20 protein-coding genes are annotated in these 16,276 nt (G+C 59.3%); 5 read left to right on the top strand and 15 right to left on the bottom strand.

The window, feature by feature from the left end; translation table 11 throughout:
- Positions 1-379: 379 nt before the first annotated feature.
- The 14 genes from gtdA to AWB68_RS04350 all read right to left on the bottom strand — a co-directional run bounded on the left by gtdA (position 380) and on the right by AWB68_RS04350 (position 12,140).
- Positions 380-1,441: a gentisate 1,2-dioxygenase gene (gene gtdA / locus AWB68_RS04410; RefSeq protein WP_087643141.1), complete on the bottom strand. Its 1,062-nt coding sequence runs from the start codon at positions 1,439-1,441 to the stop codon at positions 380-382.
- A complete protein-coding gene (locus AWB68_RS04405) occupies positions 1,431-2,735 on the bottom strand; it encodes an MFS transporter (protein WP_087643140.1) in 1,305 nt (434 codons plus the stop codon). Before AWB68_RS04405 ends, gtdA begins: the two co-directional genes overlap by 11 nt.
- Positions 2,732-3,043: a glutathione S-transferase family protein gene (locus tag AWB68_RS04400; RefSeq protein WP_125482871.1), complete on the bottom strand. Its 312-nt coding sequence runs from the start codon at positions 3,041-3,043 to the stop codon at positions 2,732-2,734. Before AWB68_RS04400 ends, AWB68_RS04405 begins: the two co-directional genes overlap by 4 nt.
- A gap of 34 nt (positions 3,044-3,077) precedes the next feature.
- Positions 3,078-3,443: a BON domain-containing protein gene (locus AWB68_RS04395; protein ID WP_087643138.1), complete on the bottom strand. Its 366-nt coding sequence runs from the start codon at positions 3,441-3,443 to the stop codon at positions 3,078-3,080.
- Between the two features lie 161 nt (positions 3,444-3,604).
- Positions 3,605-4,687: a porin gene (locus tag AWB68_RS04390; RefSeq protein WP_087643137.1), complete on the bottom strand. Its 1,083-nt coding sequence runs from the start codon at positions 4,685-4,687 to the stop codon at positions 3,605-3,607.
- 417 nt (positions 4,688-5,104) lie between these two features.
- Positions 5,105-5,998 carry a LysR substrate-binding domain-containing protein gene (locus AWB68_RS04385; RefSeq protein ID WP_268810916.1) on the bottom strand — a complete coding sequence of 298 codons (894 nt, stop codon included), beginning with the start codon at positions 5,996-5,998 and terminating at the stop codon, positions 5,105-5,107.
- A 66-nt stretch (positions 5,999-6,064) separates the two neighbouring features.
- Positions 6,065-6,904 carry an NADP-dependent oxidoreductase gene (locus AWB68_RS04380; RefSeq protein ID WP_235028198.1) on the bottom strand — a complete coding sequence of 280 codons (840 nt, stop codon included), beginning with the start codon at positions 6,902-6,904 and terminating at the stop codon, positions 6,065-6,067.
- Between the two features lie 135 nt (positions 6,905-7,039).
- On the bottom strand, positions 7,040-7,810 hold the full coding sequence (locus AWB68_RS04375) for an SDR family NAD(P)-dependent oxidoreductase (RefSeq protein ID WP_087643134.1): 771 nt from the start codon (positions 7,808-7,810) through the stop codon (positions 7,040-7,042).
- 70 nt (positions 7,811-7,880) lie between these two features.
- A complete protein-coding gene (locus AWB68_RS04370) occupies positions 7,881-8,324 on the bottom strand; it encodes an ester cyclase (protein ID WP_087643133.1) in 444 nt (147 codons plus the stop codon).
- Positions 8,325-8,361: 37 nt separating this feature from the next.
- Positions 8,362-8,961: an NAD(P)H:quinone oxidoreductase gene (wrbA, locus tag AWB68_RS04365; RefSeq protein ID WP_087643132.1), complete on the bottom strand. Its 600-nt coding sequence runs from the start codon at positions 8,959-8,961 to the stop codon at positions 8,362-8,364.
- A gap of 94 nt (positions 8,962-9,055) precedes the next feature.
- Entirely contained in the window at positions 9,056-9,481 is a 426-nt protein-coding gene (locus tag AWB68_RS04360; protein ID WP_087643131.1) for a DoxX family protein, read from the bottom strand.
- Positions 9,482-9,540: 59 nt separating this feature from the next.
- Positions 9,541-10,413, bottom strand: coding sequence for a pirin family protein (locus AWB68_RS04355; RefSeq protein WP_087643130.1), 873 nt, complete (start codon positions 10,411-10,413; stop codon positions 9,541-9,543).
- A 247-nt stretch (positions 10,414-10,660) separates the two neighbouring features.
- Complete coding sequence (locus tag AWB68_RS48115; protein ID WP_160109965.1) at positions 10,661-10,822, bottom strand: hypothetical protein; 162 nt, start codon at positions 10,820-10,822, stop codon at positions 10,661-10,663.
- Between the two features lie 415 nt (positions 10,823-11,237).
- Positions 11,238-12,140, bottom strand: a complete 903-nt coding sequence (locus AWB68_RS04350; RefSeq protein WP_087643129.1) for a LysR family transcriptional regulator — start codon at positions 12,138-12,140, stop codon at positions 11,238-11,240.
- 255 nt (positions 12,141-12,395) lie between these two features.
- Between AWB68_RS04350 and AWB68_RS04345 the strand changes: the two genes are divergently transcribed.
- From AWB68_RS04345 to AWB68_RS04325, 5 genes are all read left to right on the top strand, one after another.
- Complete coding sequence (locus AWB68_RS04345) at positions 12,396-12,716, top strand: LysR substrate-binding domain-containing protein (RefSeq protein ID WP_235028197.1); 321 nt, start codon at positions 12,396-12,398, stop codon at positions 12,714-12,716.
- A gap of 191 nt (positions 12,717-12,907) precedes the next feature.
- Complete coding sequence (locus tag AWB68_RS04340; protein WP_087643127.1) at positions 12,908-13,603, top strand: fumarylacetoacetate hydrolase family protein; 696 nt, start codon at positions 12,908-12,910, stop codon at positions 13,601-13,603.
- A 93-nt stretch (positions 13,604-13,696) separates the two neighbouring features.
- Entirely contained in the window at positions 13,697-14,356 is a 660-nt protein-coding gene (locus tag AWB68_RS04335; protein WP_087643126.1) for a hypothetical protein, read from the top strand.
- Positions 14,357-14,496: 140 nt separating this feature from the next.
- Positions 14,497-14,700 (top strand): hypothetical protein, encoded by a 204-nt coding sequence (locus tag AWB68_RS04330; RefSeq protein WP_087643125.1) that lies wholly within the window; start codon positions 14,497-14,499, stop codon positions 14,698-14,700.
- 339 nt (positions 14,701-15,039) lie between these two features.
- Positions 15,040-15,768, top strand: coding sequence for an SDR family NAD(P)-dependent oxidoreductase (locus tag AWB68_RS04325; RefSeq protein ID WP_087643124.1), 729 nt, complete (start codon positions 15,040-15,042; stop codon positions 15,766-15,768).
- Positions 15,769-15,869: 101 nt separating this feature from the next.
- On the opposite strand, the gene AWB68_RS46295 is transcribed toward AWB68_RS04325, so the two are convergent.
- Complete coding sequence (locus tag AWB68_RS46295; RefSeq protein WP_125482869.1) at positions 15,870-16,112, bottom strand: hypothetical protein; 243 nt, start codon at positions 16,110-16,112, stop codon at positions 15,870-15,872.
- Between the last annotated feature and the right edge of the window lie 164 nt (positions 16,113-16,276).

Below are 16,276 nucleotides of genomic sequence, written 5' to 3'. Positions count from 1 at the left end.
GCTTGACCTTCTTCGGGAAGCCCGTGTGGTCGACAAATCAGTACAAGCTCTTTGCCGAATCCATGTGCGGCAGCACCCAGCGACGCACTTGCTCGTGTAACGTGGCGTCAGACCATTCCACTTCGACACGAAGTGATGAAGTGATTGATTCCGCGCACGCAAGCGCGGAGGTTCCAGATGTGCCGCCAACAGCTCCACCTCCTACGCCGAATCGGCAGCATCAACCCCTGACAATAGCCAACCAACCCGAGTGGCGATCGCTATGCTGACTGCCTCACCTAGATGTTCCAGATATTCGTCGAACGACGTCTCCCAGTCCATCACTTCCTCATGCAAAGGATGAAGAAGTGCCTACCCTGACACAGTAAGGCTAAAGGCGTCACGCTGGCCCCCTCTCCTCCCTGAACAGATAAAGCGCCTCCTGAACAGGCCGATCTGAAAACGAAAACAATACGCTGTCTTCGTCAGCCTCGTGGCTCACCTGATGCCACGACGGAACCACGAAGATATCCCGCTTGCTCCACTCCACGATGATGTCTTTTCCGATGCGGCTACGGCCCCGTCCTTCGATAGGCACAAAGACTGTCGCGTCGGTGGAACGGTATGCGGCAGTGGAAAAGCCCCGAGGCAGCAATTGCATGAAAGTTGCCATGGTCGTCATCGCATACTTGCCGTTACTCGGGTTGACGTACCGCATTTTCAGCCCGTGACAGGGATCCCACGCATTCGTACGGCGCATCCGTTCCAACGCCTCGCGCGTTCGCGCGTACGGATAGTTGAAGATCGGCGAAGTGCCGCCGTTCGGATGATGATCTACCGGGAGGAGGTTTGCGCCGTAGCGGACATCACTGTCGCCGATGGGTCGCGTAATCGGTTGCTCGTCCTCGCCAAGATGCTCGGCGAACGAGGTATCCAGGAACTGCACCATGGGTATGTCAAGACCGTCGAGCCAGAAGATCGGCCTGTCGCTTTCATTGCCATGGTCGTGCCACGCCATCGGTGGCGTGATGATGAAGTCCCCTTCGTTCATCATGGTGCGCTCGCCATTCACCGATGTGTGGGCGCCACCGCCTTCCATCACAAAACGCAAGGCCGTTTGCGCATGACGGTGAGCAGGCGCAACTTCGCCGGGCAGGACGAGTTGCACGCCCGCATACAGATCGGTTGTGATCTTCGATCCGCCGCGCAGGCCGGGATTCTCCAGCACCAGCACGCGTCGCTCAGCCTCTTTCGCCGTAATGATGCTGCCCGCTTCCATCATCGCTTCGCGGACATCCGCGAAGCACCAGTGTGCCGGCACGCATTTGCTGCGAGGCTCGGGCGTGATCAGGTCGTTGAGCGAAGTCCAAAGCGGCGCGAGATTCTTCTGACCGATTCGTTCGTAAAAAGCCTCGCGCTCGGACGTCTCCATCAGGTCTGCCGTGCCGGTGTTATCGGACATCATGTCCTCCTTTCTCGCCCGGCTCGCTCACGCGCTTACCGCATATCCGGGCAGGAGCGGTTTCCTTCAACGCTACGACTGCGATGGCTCCCGCGCAGATCGTCCAGAGCGGCATGGTCACCGCATGTTCGATGCCGAAATGCTTCGCCAGATAGCCCGCATAAGCAGGCGCCGCGCCGCCGCCAAATACTTCGCCGATACCGATGATCATGCCCGATGCGGTGGACATCAGTTGCGCCGGCACAGCCTCCGCCGCGACCGGACCGACGGTCAGTGTGATCAGGCTATACAGACAACCCATCGCGACCATCAGGCAGACGAACAACGGAACTGGCGCCGCACCCGTTCGCAGGAAGATCCACAGCGACAAAAATACGCCCGCGGCCGAAAGCAGCATGACGGGCTTGCGGCCGACGCGGTCTGACAGCGCCGGCAGCACGAGTGCGCCGATCGCGCCGCCAAAGCCGAGCGACGAAAGAACGAAACCCATCTGCTGCATGTCGAGATGCAGATAGTCGACAAGATAGTTGGGAAACAGCGCAGCAATGACGATCTGGCAAGCGAGCCAGCACAGCATGCATATGATGCCAAGCGGCACATTGCGATAACGAAACACTTCGTACCAGCGATGTTGGGAAGTGTCGTGTGTCGCCGTGTGCTTTGCGATATCAGCCGGCGACGGCCGGCGCAATACCCGTTGTGCAAGGAACGCGACGATGAAACCCGGAAGTGCCACCAGCAGGAAAATCCATGGCCAGTTCATCACCTTGAGAAGCTGCGTCACCACGATCGGTGTGAGACCGAGCCCAAGCAGGGCCGGCATCATTTGCTGGATCCCCACATTGCGCCCGTGCCGGCTCGGCGGTGACGCATCCATGGTTGCAATGATGCTCGCCGGCGTGAACGCACCCTCCGCCACCCCCATGAATGCGCGGATGGCGATCAGGCTGCCGACCCCCGTCGCAAGTCCGCCGAGGCCTGCCAGCAACGAAAAACCTATCATCGCCGGTACGATGACTCGCTTGAAGCCGATCCTGTCCGAGAGATTGCCTGTCAGGAGCGCCGACAACCCCCATGCGAGTGCCAATGCTCCGGTGATATGGCCGAGATCCTGATAGTCGAGCTTCAGATCGCGCATCAGTACCGGCATCAACGGCACGATCAGGAAGCGATCGATGCCGACCAGCCCCATTCCGAAGGCCATCAGCGTGACGGCCTTCCATTCATAGCTCTTTGACGGCTCGACATGTGACGGCGCATCCGTAGAGGGCGTCAGCGGAGGGTTGATGTTCATTCGAAATCCTTCTGGTTGGAGGGCATCGCGCGTTCGAACTCAGGCAGTGCCAACGCCGCATCCGAGGTTCGCTGCAAGGTAGGAAAGGGAGTCATGTCCAGATCGAAATTGCGGGCATTGAGCACCTGAGGAACGAGGCAGGTGTCCGCGATGGTGACCTTGTCGCCGTGGCAAAAGCGATCATCTTCGTCTCCTGCTCGTATTGCGTTGCTACCCACTATCGACGCTGCCGTAATCACTGTCCAACGATATAAATCGACTACATGATCTCGACAATCGATTACCGGATATCCGAACTCAACGCGCATTCATCGCGATAGCGATTTGTAGCGAACCTCGCGATTACCGCTCTATTGCATACACACTGAGCCGATTGTCGACCGACGAAACTCCCGGAACGCTCCTGGCGATCTCACCAGCGCGATCCACCTGATTGCTCTTCGGCACGGAACCCGACAACGTCACAACGCCGCCCTTCGCGTAGACGAATAGTTGCGTCATGTCGATTCCCTTTGCCTTTGCCATTGCGGTACGCACGCTCTTGGCGAGCCTGCGGTTGGCCTCCCTGACCGACTTGGCGCTCGGTGCGCTGCCTGCGTCCGCCGACGCTACGACCCCGCTGCTATTGCCGTCCTGCGCGAACGCTGCGAACGGTGCGATAGCGACTGCCAATGCGACAGCTAATCCAATCTGTACGACTGCTCTCATTTGGGTTTTCTCTATGTTGGAGATATTGGGAACCGGCTTGATTCACGCGGCAGCTTGCGAGCTCAATGCCTGTCTTTTTCGTGAGGGAGGCGCCGCCGATGCAGCACCTCCCTCAAAACAGGCCACCATTCGTCAAGCGATGTGTCCGACCTCCTTGTTCCTTAGAACGTATGCCGCATGCCGATCTGCACGCCGGTCTGACTGCTATCGGAAGACGCCGTCCTATACGCAGCAGCCGTTCCGTTGTAGGAGTCAAAGTTAAGTGCCGAGTGCCGCGAATAGCCCACAACCAGGTACAGGTCGGTGCGCTTCGACAGCAAGTAATCGCCAACGGCCATAACCTGCTGCGGGCTGGCGGGCCTCGTCACCTCGCCATTGGCACCGGTCGCTGTGCGGATGCGGTCGTAGTAGTACGCAACGGTCAGAGTCTTGTCGACCGCGAACAGGTAGCGCGCGCCCACCCAGAAGTAATCGTCGCGAGCGGCGTACCCGGCGAGCGGATCATTCTTTCCATAGCGATACCCTCCCATGAGCTTGAGTGCGGCGGTCGAATACGTGACACCGATGGCCGCTTTTTCGAAGCGCGTATAGCTGCCGTCGACACCGTCCGAGCGATGGAAGTTGTCGTATCCCACGCTTACGGTGAACGTGCCGTTATCGAATGAGGCAGCACCGCCATATCCCGAACCATTCGAGAACTGCCCTGCAAGGTTGCTAAAGGAATAGTGGCCGATCAGCGTCACCGGCCCGAAAGCGTTCTTGTATTTGACGACGTTGCTTTCCCAAAGGTTGGCGCCGACTTCCGCGACGACGGGTTCATATGTGCCCGAGAGGTCCGTAGGCGACGACGGGTAAAGTGCATCCACGAGGGACGTGTACTGCCGCCCAAAGCGAAGCGTGCCAGCCGTCGGCGATGTCAGACCGAGCCACGCGCTACGACCGAAAAATTCCTGCATCAGAGCGCCGTTAGGAACCAGAAACCCGCTCTCCAACTGGAATTCCGCCTTAAGACCCCCTCCGAGGTCCTCATTGCCCGTCAAGCCCCAGCGGGAGCCACCGGAGCGAGCCCCGTCCGCCATCGACCAGCGGTTGCCTGACGCCGAGGGCTGGTCGGGATTGGTTGGCCAATGATTGGTGAACTCAATCGCGGTGTCGAGAATGCCGTAGAGCGTTACACTCGATTCGGCATGTCCACAAACCGCAAACGCCCCGGCCACCAAACCAGCTAACATCTGCCTCTTCATCAAAAGTCCCCTCCATTTAGAATTGCCAACTCGAAACTTTTCGTACCCCACGTATTTGTTTTTTTGTGGCGGGCGCTCTTTCGGTTGCCTGAAACTTTCGGCAGTAGTAGTGCCTGCGGCAAACCTTCGTCGCCGGCCTCTATTTCAGGCGCGCAGGGACCTCCCGGACATCGTCGGATGCCGGCATTCAAGGATTCTGGAATTTGTCGCGATTGGGGTTTAAGGCAGAACTGAAGCGCCAATCATGGGAGGGCTTCCGATCGTCTTTGTCTCCGCATTGCGTTTTGCATTGCTGCAAACTATCGGGGTAGCCGTGATCGCTGTCTAACGATTAAAATTAACCACGTGATCTCGATGAATAATCACCGCATCCCGATTTCGGATGGAAGAGTCGAATTGAACTAAAGGGCGTAGAGGCTACAAGAGCATCTGACCGGCGATCCCGGCTGCGAGTTGGCGAAAGTTCGCGACTGCCGGATTGTCCGTATTGGGATTCCATGCGACGATCAGTTCGTAAGGCGTGACAAGATCGTCGAGGGGTATGTAGATGACGCCGAGTTGCTGAACGCGTGCAACCCACTGAGGCACCAGCGTAACGCCAAGGCCCGCGCTAACAAGCGCAACGAGCGTATGAAGCTGTTCGGCTTCCTGGACGACGCGCGGTGTAAATCCGGCCGAAGCGCAGCACCCGACGATGATCTCGAGAATCCGACTGTTCATGCTTCGGGGAAACAGGACAAACGGCTCGCTCTCAAGATCGACGATCGCCAGCGTCGACCGTGCGGCAAGCGGATGACCCTCCGGGATCGCGGCCATCAAAGGACCCGCGGCGAGCGCTGCAGACTTGAGCGCATGGCCAGGGAACGGCGAGGGCATGATACCGATATCGATGACTGACGTCCGGAGCGCCTCGATCTGTGCGCTTCGATCGAGCGGATGCAAGGTCAACTCGACTTGCGGCCACCTCTGGCGAAAGTCCCGGAGTATCGGCGGCAGTATGGACCAAAGCACATTATCGACGAAGGCGATCGCTAGCCGCCCGACCGTACCCTCCGCCGAAGCGCGGGCGCGACGCATGGCCTCATCCGCCCGACGAAGCAGGTCACGCGCTTCAGGCAGGAATATCTCACCCGGAACCGTGAGCCGAACGTTGTGGCGTGAACGCTCCAGCAGCGAAAAGCCAAGCTCTTCTTCAAGCAGTTTCACCTGGTGGCTCACTGCTGACTGCACCACATGCATTCGCTGTGCGGCCCGGCCGAAATGCAACTCCTCGGCGACTGCCATGAAATACCGAAGTCTACGCAGGTCCATGATTGAGAGCGACACAGGTCGCCGAAGTCCCGTCGAAGTTGAATTCCGTAGACCGCCCAAGCAGGATCACCGGGTCGCGTCGAGCACGACCTTGCCGCGCGCATGACGGGTCAAGCTCTTTTTCAGGGCATCGGCGGCACGCGAAAGCGGAAAGACCGTCTCAAGTTCAACCTTGAGATCGCCCGATTCGAAGTGTGCTGCGAGTGCAGCCAACTGCTTGCCGTCGGAGCGGGTTGCGAAATGCCTTGCCACTACACCGGTTCGTTTGGCGCGCTCGGCGTCCGGCGGACTGACCGGCGACACCAGGGTGCCGCCCGCCTTTATCAGCGACCACGAACGATCCTGCGTTTCGCCGCCAACCAGATCGAGGACGATGTCCACCGACGATAGGGCCTGCTCGAATGACTCCGTCCGGTAGTCGATGACCTGCGTCGCGCCAAGCCGCCTGACGTAGTCGAGATTGGCGGACGACGCCGTTCCGATTACGTTTGCGCCAGCGATTCTGGCCAACTGCACCGCCATGCTGCCAACGCCGCCCGCCGCGCCGTGAATCAACACGTGCTGACCCGGCTTGACGTTAGCGTGCTCATGCAACGCCTGCCATGCCGTCAACGCGGTCGCAGGCACGCCTGCCGCTTCAAGCAGCGAAAGTTTCTTCGGCACTAAGGCCAGGCGCTCCGTTGAGGCGACCACCTTGGTCGCGTACCCGCCGACGATCCCGATGAAACCGAAGACCTCGTCGCCCAAGGCGAAACCCGTGACTCCGGCACCCAATGCCGAAATCTTTCCCGACACTTCGACGCCAGGGGTGTAAGGCATTGAGAGCGGCAGGAATGCTTTCATCCTGCCTTCCAGGACTTTCCAGTCGACCGGGTTGACGCCGCTTGCCGCGACGTCGATCAACACCTCGCCTTCTCCCGGTACCGGGTCAGGGATATCCTCAAGCGTCAGGACTTCGGGGCCGCCATAGGCGTGGGCAAGTATTGCTTTCATGGGTAACTCCTGATTAAGCGACCGTACAGGCACAGTTGCTTTGATATGTCAGATCACCGAGAGCAGGCCGCCATCGACGAGCAAGGCGATACCGGTGACATAGCTCGACATGTCCGAACCGAGCCACGCAACGGCGTCGCCAATTTCGGACGGCTTGCCCAGGCGGCGCAATGGCGTCCGCTGTCGAAAGCCTTCGGAGGCTGCGGCAATGCCGGGATTCGTGCGCAGCAAGTGTGTGTCGATCGTGCCGGGGCAGACCGCATTGACGCGGATACCGTCGGGGCCGAGTGCGTCCGCCAGCGCCTTGGCCATCAGCACGACGCCCCCTTTGCTGGTCGAGTAAGCGACGGTCATGCCGGCGCCCGAGATACCACCCATGCTCGCCATCAATACGATGCTGCCCGGCTTGCCGCGTGCCTTCATCTGCCGTGCCGCGGCTTGCGCACCGAAAAGCACGCCGTCGAGATTGACCGCCATCAAGCGCCGGTAGTCGCTTTCGGCGACCTCGGGACCGTCCTCGCGCAACGTGATGCCGGCGTTGCAAACCATCACGTCGACGCCGCCAAACTCGCTCGCCACGTCGACGAGCGCGTCGACTTGCGCGTGCTGCGTTACGTCTGTGCGTTGAAATCGCGTGAGCACGCCCAGCGCTTCGATCTCGGCAGTCGTCTGTGTACCGCCCTCGTGTGGGGTTTCAGTGACGTCGGAGACGATCACTGCCTTCGCTCCGTGCCGAGCCGCACTAATTGCAATGGCCCGACCGATCCCGCTGGCCGCGCCGGTGACCAGCACGACCTTTCCTTTGAGAACGTCACTCATTTTGTCATCCCTAGTAATTGGCAAGCTTCATCGCATGAACTGGCGCCACCGTGTGGGCGCGGCCCGTCCTTCACGCCTTTTTCTCGCCAGCAGCAAAAGCGCCGAGTTGCTGCATCAGCGAGAAGAGATTGGCGACACCCCAGTGCTCGGCAATCTTGCCGTTGCGCACGCGCATCGCGTCGACCGTTTCAAAATGGATCTTTCGACCGGTGGGCGGCACGCCAAGGAAGGTGCCTTCGTGCGTGCCGTGATACGTCTTGTAGGTCGTCACCAGATCCCCGTCTGCAACCTGCCAATGAATATCCGCGTGGAAATCGGGGAACGCGGCGCGCAGCGCGTGATAGAGGCCACGTGCACCATCCTTGTCCGGAGTGCAGTTCGGTTGCGGCGTGTGGTCGACGAAGTCGTCTGCGAAGAGTTCTTCGAATACGGCGAAGTTACCCCCGGCTTGAACCTCTTCGGTATTGCGACGAACTACAGCCTTTGCTTCTTCGCTTGTGTTGCCATGGGTCATGTCATGCTCCAGAACGGTTCAAATGTGCCGATAAGCGTTAGCCGAACAGCTTGGCCGCCGTCTTTGCGACCAGTTCGCCCTGATGGCGAGCGCCGGCCAGATCGATCTCGCTTGGCTGACGCGAGCCGTCGCCGGAAGCGACGGTGGTCGCGCCGTAAGGCGCGCCGCCGACGATCTCGCTCATGTTCATCTGCCCCTGATGGCTGTAGGGCAACCCGACGATGACCATGCCCAGATGCATCAGGTTCGTGATGATCGAGAAAAGCGTGGTTTCCTGGCCGCCATGCTGCGTGGCGGTCGACGCGAACGCACCGCCGACCTTGCCGTTCAATGCGCCACGCATCCACAAGCCCCCGGTCTGATCGAGGAACGCTGCCATCTGCGACGACATGCGGCCATAGCGCGTGCCAGTACCCACGACGATCGCATCGTAGTTCTCGAGGTCATCGACGGTTGCAACCGGAGCCGCCTGGTCGAGCTTGAAATGCGCGCCCCTGGCGACGTCTTCAGGCACCGTTTCCGGTACGCGTTTGACGTCGACCTGCGCGCCCGCGCTGCGAGCGCCCTGTGCGACGGCCTCAGCCATCTGCTCGATATGTCCGTAGGACGAATAGTAGAGAACAAGAACCTTAGCCATCGAAATCTCCTGAGAGTGATGAAGCGACCATCAACGCGCCGCGGGTGTGCTGCTGATGTCTTATCAGGACGACCCGAGGCCGTCCCCAACGTCGTTACTGCGTGATACCGGCGACCGGCACCTCGCGACGGCTGTCGAAGCTGAGTGCGCCTGCGCCATAAGCGACGACCTGGATCAAGCCACCGGCCATCGCGACGTTCTTGAGAAAGTGGAACATCTGATTCTGGTCGCCGAGTGCGTGGTGGAAGATCAGCGCGGTAACAATCGAGTACGCTGCCAGCAGCACGGCAACGAGCCGCGTACGATAGCCGACGATCAGCAGAACGCTGCCAACCAGTTCAAGTCCCATCAAGCCGAGATAGCCGAGCAGAGGTACGGGCAATCCCAGCGAGCCGATGTAGCCGATGGTCGCCGCCGGAGCCGTGAGTTTGCCAAGGCCGCTAACCAGAAAAATGGCAGCGATGAGGATGCGGCCGATCAGCGGAAGAGTCTGGTAAGAAGTTGCAGAGGTCGAGTTCATGACGATTTCCTTAAGGTTTGGATAAGAAGTTGCGAAGATTAAATGGACTGCTTGTGCGACTATCGGATGCGGCCGCGAGAGCGAAGCTGCTCGCCAATTCGTGCGATCTGGTCTTCTCCTGCTTGCAGCGCGGCCTCCGATGTGTGGACCGAGTAGTAGCCGAGCACCAGGTCGTGCGGGTGTTTTACTGCTGACGCGAATATGAATTCGGCGTCGCCGTCCGCGGTAAGGTCGATGGCGTCTTCGGACTCGCTGAATACCGCGAGTTCGTCAAGCAGTCGTTCGCCGGCAACATGAAGCTCGCCCCGATGCACATGAGTCCAGGCCACGGTATGTCCAGCGGGCGGCACATAGCGCCAGTGCTCGCCCGCGTTGAGCCGCACGTGCAAATAGTTGATCCCTTTCGGAGCCAGCACCGGGCTGTGCGCACTCCCGTAGCTGCCCAGAATGACGCGCGCAGGACCGACATGCGGAATAGCCCGCGCGGGAAGGTACTGTGTTTGGGGTTCCCCGTTTTCGAGTTCTCGCGGCAACGCGATCCACATCTGGTAACCGTGAAAGCGCTCACGGTCCGCAGGGCTGGCGTCGTGCCAGACACCGTTGCCCGCGTTCATCCATTCGACGCTGCCCGCGGACAACACGCCCGACGCCCCCGTCGTATCTTCGTAACTCAGGTTGCCCGAGAGCAGGACCGTGATCGTCGCGATGCCCGAATGCGGGTGCATCGGGAACAATGCGTCGCTCGACGGCATGAAATCGAAGTAGTCGAGAAACACGAACGGCTTGATCAGTTCGCCCAGGTCGCCGGGGCTGACGATGCGTGTCACCGGCCCGTGGTGGCGCCCCTGAGTACGCGCCACAATGGAGCGCGAAAAACGGGCCGGCGTGGTAACGGGAACGGTCGCTTCGAGTAGATCAGTGACTGGCGCCATGACGATTTCCTGGTGGGGATGACATGGCTGGAGATTAGAGAATGGTCAGCTTCCGCGGAAGCCTATATATTTCGATGGAATCCATCGTCTTTACCGATGGGTCCGCTGCGACGGGCGTCGCGGAGCGGCGGTTTACCTCGTTTCTTTCTTGAGCGATTGCGTGCTTGTCGTTGGAGACATCCGGCGGCCGGCCGGCTCGAAGAGCACGTGCCGGCCTTGTGCCGATGCCGCTCGGCATGTCACGTCCCTACTCGGCGTAGTCGACGTTGGTTGAGGTCGCCAGCCATGCCTGCAAGTCCTGCTGGACCGTTTCGATCTTTGCACGGCCCAGATCGAACGCAATCTTCCCGAGAAAAAGATGCACAGGGGGCCGCGCCGATGCGCCGACATCGATGATCGCCTGCGCCATCTTCTCCGGGTCACCGGCCTGCTTGCCTGCCAGCTCGTAAAGGTGAAGGTCGAGCGACGCCTTGGCCTGCGTGTATTCGCCGATTTGCGTTTTCGCTACCAGCAGCGAACCGCTCGACAGGAAGTCCGTTCGAATCGGTCCGAATATCGGTCATGGATTGGAAAGCCTGACGTGACTGCCAAGCTCAATGAATTGAAGTGCCCCACGCTTATATTGCACGGCGCCGACGACCCGGGGGATCGATCCGGAGCAGGCTCGCAATATGCATGAGAACATCGCGGGCGCAAAACTCTGCCTGATACCGAGTTGTGGCCACGCTTGTACAGAGGAAGCGCCCGAGAAGGTGAACGCGCTGCTTATCGAGTTCCTGGATCAATTGCAACCTTGGTAAAAAGCGTCAGGCCGAGTGCGACCGTCATCCTTCGCTTGAGGTTTGCTTTAGCCGACCGAGGAACCAGCGGCCCGCCGGGCCGGGTGGCGTATCTTTGCGATAGATTGCAAACATGGCGATGGGCGGCGTTCGGGGCTGGAAGTTTTCGATTCGCAGCGGTACCAGGTCGCCTGACACAAGATCGGCGTGTACCATCGCGGCCGGCATATGCCCCCAGCCGAAACCAGCGCGTAAAAACGCATGCTTCGCGCCGAGATCCGCCAAGCGCCAGATCTGCGGCGAGAACACGCCGAACGACTTCCCGTCGGTCAGAGCCGTGCGATCAGTCAATACAAGCTGCACGTGTTCTTCAAGCTCGCGCGACCGGACCACCCGTTTGAGCGATGCCAAAGGATGCGTCGGAGCGGTGACGGTAACCATCGGCACGTCGAGCAGTTTCTCGGCATCGACCGTTTCGGGCACGGCTGGCATGGAACCGCTGATGCCGAGCCTGCACGCCCGTTCCAGTACTCTCTGCACTACCGCGCCCAAAGCTTCGACATACAACCGCAATGGCGTGTGCGGAAATGCTTCACGGAAATCTCCGACTGCCACCGTGAGCGATGCCATCGGATACATCACGTCGACCACGACGGAAAGCTCGGGTTCGAGTCCGTCTGCGATCGCTCGCGCCTTCGACTTGAACCCGTCCATGCCGCTGACGACGAGACGCGCCTGCGAAAGCAGCGCAGTACCTTGCTCCGTCAATCGCGGATAGCGGCCGCTTCGGTCGAACAATGGCACATTGATCTGGGCTTCAAGATTGGCGAGCGTCTGGCTCACGACGGACTGTGCCCTGCGAAGCTTGCGTCCTGCCGCGGAAAAGCTCCCCTCGTCGGCGGCAGCGATGAAGGTGCGCAGTTGATCCATGGATACGCCGTCGAGCATATATCGATATCCCGGATGGTATTGGTCGAGAAATATCGCCTTCCAGGCGTCGCGTCAAGTGGTTAAACTCATCCGAGTGCTTGCGGTCAATATTCAGATCATCAAAAGCGGCGATGCCATGGTTCAGAAAGAGCCGATCGGGTCGTGCATGTTTTAAGCAAACCCATTCGCTTAAGACAATGCGGCGATGCGCTATTAATCGTACCTTCGTCATGATACGTTCCGCGTATCACAAGTGCGATGCTGGACTTCCACATGCAAGCGATTATCGACGATCACTTCGAGGGAGTCTTCCGCACCCACGGCTTTAGTCCCCGGCGAGTCGCGGAACCGGCTGACCACCACGTGCTCCTCAGCCTGATCGCCGACGGTCAAGGTGTTGCGCTGATTCCTTCGTCGCTGAAATCCATTGCGCGCGACGGCGTGATCTATCGTGAGCTCCGCGAGCGCATGGACTTGCGGATCGAGGTGGCAATCGCTTACATGCCCGATGCTCGCGATGCGTCCCTGCAGCACCTGATCGATGTCCTGCGATCGCACTATCGCACAGGCATCGATGCAAGATCGACTGCGTGAAGGCCACGCCGCCATAAGCTCGCAATCCACCCGAAGCGAGGCGTGGTGATCTGAATTCGAGATCACGGTGTCTATATTCATCGTTGGACGCAGACGCAGCGCGCAACCATACTTCCTGACACTTGATACGAACACAACTGCGTTCGTGAGCCCTCATCGATCAGCGGCTTTAAAAGCCAGGAGTTGCCGTTATGCGTATGGAGATCACTTTACCCACGCCAACCGTCTTGATACACGGCAGCGACTCCGTCTTTCCGGTTCGACGCATCTACTGCGTGGGCCGCAACTATGCCGCTCATGCTCGCGAGATGGGCTTCGACCCGAACCGTGAACCGCCTTTTTTCTTCTGCAAGCCGGCAGATGCCATCGTGAACGTTCCGTCTGGTGCGACCGTCGCGGTTCCCTACCCGCCGCAGACCAGCGAGTACCAACACGAAATCGAACTGGTTGCAGCGATCGGACGCGCTGGCAGCGATATCGCGGTGGAAGATGCTTTGGACCACGTCTTCGGCTACGCGGTCGGTCTCGACATGACCCGCCGCGACCTGCAACTCGCGCTGCGCGACAAGGGGCGGCCGTGGGAACTGGGCAAGGCATTCGACCAATCGGCGCCCATCGCGCCGCTGCGCCGGGTGAGCGAAGTCGGCCACATTGACCGTGGCGCTCTTTGGGTACAGGTCAATGGCAAGGATCGTCAACGTACCGACCTCAGCAAGCTCATCTGGTCGGTACCGGAAATCATCGCCAACCTGTCCACGTATTTCGAGCTGCAGCCAGGCGACCTCATCTACACCGGAACGCCAGAAGGCGTAGGGCCCGTGCACCGCGGGGACACGCTGACCGGGGGCATCGCTGGCCTCGGCGAGTTGAGCGTGAAGGTGCGGTGATCTTGTCCGACGCAGCGGAACGTCACGTGCTTTCGCGAGCCGATGGCCCGCGCATCTTTTGAATCTGATCCTCACAACGTATAGGAGACAATCATGCAATACGCCACCCTGGCGGCGCCAGGCAGAGAAATGCCCACGGCCGACGCGCTGACATTGATGCACGTCCCCACAAACTTCGACGTAACGAAATGGCCCCGTGAAGTCGAAGCGTTTCTCCACAAGACCACCAACCCGCATCACCGGGCCATGCTAAAGAACTACCTCCGCCATTTGCTGCTGGAAGTGGCCGGGTACTGGGATCAAATCATCGTTCCAGAACTCACCGTCGACGAGCCCATGTACCGCGTCGGTGACCGACGCCAGATGCACGTTCTGACGGGCAAGACAGCCGTCGAAGGCTTCTATCGCGAAGCCGCCGAAACGCGCCAGAACGTGATGGGCGCGCGGACCATGAACATGGGCGTCGACGACTACGGCATCACGACTGAAGCCGTCTGGACCCACGTCGTGCCCGGTGTCTGCCTGGAGGACCACGGCATCGACGCGGACCCCGAGGCGCACTATCTGATGACGCACCACCTCTTCCAGATCTTCACGTACACGAATGAGCCAAAGCCAAAGCTCATCGCGGAGCGTATCTACGACGACCCGGAAAGCTACACCTATGAAAAGCTTGCACCCGCCGACGTCGTGACTCCAGAGATCGCCCGGGAACTGCTCGCCCCCTTCCTGGCTCGAGCCACGCTGGACTGATGCGCTGCGCGTCTTGGTCAGTTGAGTGACGCCGTCTTCAGAACGACGTCCACCCGAAGTAGCCGTTCCAGGAATTCCTTATTCCCAGCGGGGATCCAGATACGAAACCGCGCCCGCATCTACAAACAAGGCCCAATGCAATGATCAATTTCTTCGAGGACGGACTCGACCGGAATCGCGTCAACGATTGCCCCTTCACCCCGCTGAACGCGGTCGCGGGTTCGTACTTCGGCTACAACGATCAGGTTGAGCTGATCGGCGACATCGATTACGAAACGCTTCTCGGGAGCGGCGATCCGAACTTCGCCCGCATCGCGTCATCCGAAGACCACAACCGCGACTAAGCTTCACTCATGGACGCCAGATATTGATGAAGAGACTGAAGAACCGCAGCCGCAAGATCTCCCGGTCCTGCACCGACCACGACGACATCGAACCTCTCGTCGTTCAGCCTGTCGGGACTTGAATCGGTCACATGGGATCGCTGCTTGCGCCGGTGATGACGACGACTTTTCTTTCTATGCATTCATTGTGTCGGAGGGCCGACCTTGCGCAGCCAATGCGCCAAAGTTCGCGGTCCATTAGGTCCTCACGTTCTTGTCCTCTAACCCGATGGGCATTCGTTAGGATATCTACAAACAATTTCAACGTGTTACTCACACACCTCCATAAGGCGACGACGTATGAAAAGACTTACTGACAAGGTGGCAATCGTCACAGGAGCGTCAATGGGCATGGGCCGCGAGACGGCGGAGCTGTTCGCCGCAGAGGGGGCGCAAGTCATTGCCACAGACATTGTTCAGCCAGCTACGCCCTATGCTAATGAAACGATTGTGTTCATGAGCCACGACGTAACGAAAGAGAGTGACTGGCAGTCAGTTGTCCATCAGACGCTTCAGAAGTTCGGTCGCGTCGACATTCTGGTCAACAACGCTGGCATTGGCGGCTCTTACAATGCCATTCATGAATTCACCCTGGAAGACTGGAATCACGTTATTTCCGTGGATCAAACGAGTGTTTTTCTAGGGATGCGCGAAGTAATACCGCATATGCGCAGCGCAGGTAAAGGGTCTATTGTCAATATTTCCTCAATCTGGGGCATCGGCGGCGTCGTAGGCGCGGCCGGTTATCAGGCGGCCAAGGGGGCGGTGCGGTCGTTGACCAAGAATGCTGCGATCACCTATGCCAAGGAGAATATCCGCGTCAATTCGGTTCATCCGGGGATTATCCACACACCCCTTATCGACCGACAGGCTGGCGAGATCACCCAGGCTGTAATTAGCGCCACGCCGATGGGGCGAGCGGGTACACCGCGCGAGGTGGCTTACGGCAGTTGTTTTCTCGCAAGCGATGAGGCGAGCTTTATCACTGGCAGTGAGTTGATAATCGATGGCGGGTACTTGGCACAATAAGGGGTCGACGGGCCCGCCGGCCCGGCATCATGGGCTCGATACCTATCGTGCCGGCCAGCGTAGAAGTTCGGTCTGCAATGACGCGACGCTGAATGTGATCGTCAAAGGTACCCGTTCCACATCGACGGACGTTCCGGCCCGGGCGGGAAAACCCGCCAGGTGCCATCGCGGTGCTGAAAGAAGAAAATTGCGATTGAACTTTCCAGTGGCAGCGCCTCTACCCGTACAACACGGTTACCGTTCGACCACGTTCGACCAAAGCGCGACAGGCGAACTCGTGACACTGTGGTTGGGTCAAACCATTTATCGATCAGCAAACGCAAAGACTTCTCAACGGTGCTCACCAGCTTCTCCTTCGCTAAAGGACCCTCTCCGGAAATTTTCCATGACGCGATTACTTCGGATTACTGATCTATATCTGCCCCGCGACTGCCGAGAATCTCTTGCGCCAACTATGTCGATATCACGCACAACCCGCGTGCGGCCGTGCGGACACTGCGACATCGAT

This window comes from Caballeronia choica (genome assembly GCF_001544535.1).
Taxonomy (GTDB): domain Bacteria; phylum Pseudomonadota; class Gammaproteobacteria; order Burkholderiales; family Burkholderiaceae; genus Caballeronia; species Caballeronia choica.
This window is presented reverse-complemented; position numbering and strand designations above follow the sequence as displayed.